This is a genomic window from Brevibacterium sp. FME37 (assembly GCF_014897485.1).
Taxonomy (GTDB): Bacteria; Actinomycetota; Actinomycetes; order Actinomycetales; family Brevibacteriaceae; genus Brevibacterium.
On sequence record NZ_JABUYE010000040.1, the window covers coordinates 1 to 3,269 of the forward strand.

Consider the following 3,269-nt stretch of genomic DNA (forward strand, 5'->3'; position numbering starts at 1 on the left):
ATGAGTGATCGGCGTATTAGTACCAGTCAACTCCACACCTCACAGTGCTTCCATACCCGGCCTATCAAACCCATAATCTATAGGACACCTCACCCCACAAAGTGGGTTGGAAATCTCATCTCGAAGCAGGCTTCCCGCTTAGATGCTTTCAGCGGTTATCCTTCCCGAACGTAGCCAACCAGCCATGCACCTGGCGGTACAACTGGCACACCAGAGGTTCGTCCGTCCCGGTCCTCTCGTACTAAGGACAGGCCTCCACAAATTTCCTACGCACGCAGCGGATAGGGACCGAACTGTCTCACGACGTTCTAAACCCAGCTCGCGTACCGCTTTAATGGGCGAACAGCCCAACCCTTGGGACCGACTACAGCCCCAGGATGCGACGAGCCGACATCGAGGTGCCAAACCATGCCGTCGATATGGACTCTTGGGCAAGATCAGCCTGTTATCCCCGAGGTACCTTTTATCCGTTGAGCGACCACGCTTCCACAAGCCATGGCCGGGTCACTAGTCCCAGCTTTCGCTCCTGCTCGACACGTCCGTCTCACAGTCAAGCTCCCTTGTGCACTTACACTCGACACCTGATTGCCAACCAGGCTGAGGGAACCTTTGGGCGCCTCCGTTACTCTTTAGGAGGCAACCGCCCCAGTTAAACTACCCATCAGGCACTGTCCCTGAACCCGATCAGGGTCCGAAGTTAAGAAATCCAGTATAGTCAGAGTGGTATTTCACTTGACGACTCCACCCCAACTAGCGTTGAGGCCTCACAGTCTCCCACCTATCCTACACAAACCACACCGAATCCCAATACCAAACTATAGTGAAGGTCTCGGGGTCTTTCCGTCCTGCTGCGCGTAACGAGCATCTTTACTCGTAATGCAATTTCGCCGAGTTCGTGGTTGAGACAGCAGAGAAGTCGTTACGCCATTCGTGCAGGTCGGAACTTACCCGACAAGGAATTTCGCTACCTTAGGATGGTTATAGTTACCACCGCCGTTTACTGGGGCTTAAATTCTCCGCTTCACTGTCCTAAAACAGTTAACGAGTCCTCTTAACCTTCCAGCACCGGGCAGGCGTCAGTCCGTATACATCGACTTACATCTTCGCACGGACCTGTGTTTTTAATAAACAGTCGCTTCTCTCTGGCCTCTGCGACCACCACCAGCACATCACCAAGCACGTTGGCTTCACCAGGATGGTCCCCCTTCTCCCGAAGTTACGGGGGCATTTTGCCGAGTTCCTTAACCACGATTCTCTCGATCACCTTAGTATTCTCTACCTGACCACCTGTGTCGGTTATAGGGTACGGGCAACACACAACCTCACGCCGATGCTTTTCTCGGCAGCATAGGATCACCAGATCACCCCACCAAAATGGGGCGCCCATCAGCTCTCACACACTATGTGGGGACGGATTTACCTACCCCCACGTGCTACGACCTTAGACCACGACTACCATCGCGTGGCCTGGCTACCTTCCTGCGTCACACCTCGCGCTTACCGACTCCACACTCAGGTCCCACACCACACACCAACCAGACATCCGAAGACATCACGGGCATATGACATGGTTAGTATCACGTGTTTTAGTATTGACGGTTATGCGTCGGTACCAGAATATCAACTGGTTGTCCATCGACTACGCCTGTCGGCCTCGCCTTAGGTCCCGACTTACCCAGGGCGGATTAGCCTAGCCCTGGAACCCTTGGTCATCCGGTGGACGGGTTTCTCACCCGTCTTTCGCTACTCATGCCTGCATTCTCACTCGTACCGGCTCCACCACTCGTTCACACGGCGACTTCACTGCCAGCACGACGCTCCCCTACCCAACACCCCACCATTACGGCTCATCGGGATGCTGCCACAACTTCGGCGGTGTACTTAGCCCCGCTACATTATCGGCGCTCAATCACTTGACCAGTGAGCTATTACGCACTCTTTCAAGGATGGCTGCTTCTAAGCCAACCTCCTGGTTGTCTTCGCAACTGAACATCCTTTCCCACTTAGCACACGCTTAGGGGCCTTAGTTGATGGTCTGGGCTGTTTCCCTCTCGACAATGAAGCTTATCCCCCACTGTCTCACTGCCACGCTGAACCTTACCGGCATTCGGAGTTTAGTTGACGTCAGTAACCCGGTGGGGCCCATCAGCCATCCAGTAGCTCTACCTCCGGCAAGAACCACGCAACGCTGCACCTAAATGCATTTCGGGGAGAACCAGCTATCACAGAGTTTGATTGGCCTTTCACCCCTAACCACAGGTCATCCCCTCCATTTTCAACTGAAGTGGGTGCGGGCCTCCACGCGCTCTTACACACGCTTCACCCTGCCCATGGCTAGATCACTCCGCTTCGGGTCTAGGACACGCGACTGAAACGCCCTATTCGGACTCGCTTTCGCTACGACTACCCCTCTCGGGTTAACCTCGCCACGCACCGCTAACTCGCAGGCTCATTCTTCAAAAGGCACGCCATCACCCCAACAAGGAGGCTCTGACGGATTGTAAGCACATGGTTTCAGGTACTATTTCACTCCCCTCCCGGGGTACTTTTCACCATTCCCTCACGGTACTATCCGCTATCGGTCATCAGGAAGTATTTAGCCTTACCAGGTGGTCCTGGCAGATTCACACGACATTCCACGAGTATCGTGCTACTCGGGTGTATGCACAACGTCGGGGCCACATGTTTCGCCTACGGGACTCTCACCCACTCCGGTACTGTTTCCCACCAGCTTCGACTACACGCAACACACTCAACGTCCTAGTCATGCTGGACCGAACACGCATACCCCACAACACCGCATACGCAACACCAGCACGTTTGACACGCACACGGTTTAGGCTCATCCAGTTTCGCTCGCCACTACTCCCGGAATCATGTTTTATTTTCTCTTCCTACGGGTACTGAGATGTTTCACTTCCCCGCGTTCCCCCCACACACCCTATATATTCAGATGCGGGTCACCACACTCTCATGCGGCGGGGTTTCCCCATTCGGACACCCTCGGATCACAGCCCGTTTATCGGCTCCCCGAGGCTTATCGCAGATTTCCACGTCCTTCATCGGCTCCTGATGCCAAGGCATCCACCATGCGCTCTTACACACTCATACCACCACATCAAAGACGGTCATATGCGTGTGTGCGAAAATTTCACACTAAAGATTTCACAAGAAAAATCACATTACATAACAACCCGACACAAATCGGGCTGTTGATGCTCGCGTCCACTATACGATTCTCAAACCACTACCAAACACCACCCACACCC

Annotated in this window: 1 rRNA gene; it reads right to left on the bottom strand. The window is 54.0% G+C overall.

Going from position 1 to position 3,269, the window contains the following annotated elements:
- Positions 1-3,111: ribosomal RNA gene (locus INT29_RS19805) — 23S ribosomal RNA — on the bottom strand; the annotation flags it as partial.
- Positions 3,112-3,269 lie beyond the last annotated feature (158 nt).